The 260-nt window shown below is 29.6% G+C and carries 1 pseudogene; it reads right to left on the bottom strand.

What is annotated here, in order from left to right:
* Nucleotides 1-49 precede the first annotated feature (49 nt).
* Nucleotides 50-260: pseudogene (locus GBG18_RS15205) on the bottom strand (IS256 family transposase); the annotation flags it as partial.

The raw sequence follows: 260 nt of genomic DNA, 5'->3' as shown, positions 1-260 counted from the left end.
GGGACTCTTCAATATTTTGTGTCAGCATCTAGTAATTCCTAAAATTGTATCATAAATTTAACGTTTTATCTAGTCTTCCCTCAAAGTATATTGAGAGTTGAGAAATTGTTAAGCTCCAATTTCTTACTGGCATAGTCCATTTTTTTGAGGCATTTTGAATACCCATAAAAAGTAGTTTAAGTAAGCTATTATCGTTTGGAAAGCCACCTTTAGTTTTAGTTAGATTTCTAAATTGTCTATGAACAGATTCTATAATATTT

This window comes from Poseidonibacter ostreae, from assembly GCF_009208075.1.
GTDB classification, from domain to species: Bacteria; Campylobacterota; Campylobacteria; order Campylobacterales; family Arcobacteraceae; genus Poseidonibacter; species Poseidonibacter ostreae.
The sequence above is the reverse complement of the archived record's forward strand: the minus strand, read 5'-3'. Positions and strand labels throughout refer to the sequence as shown.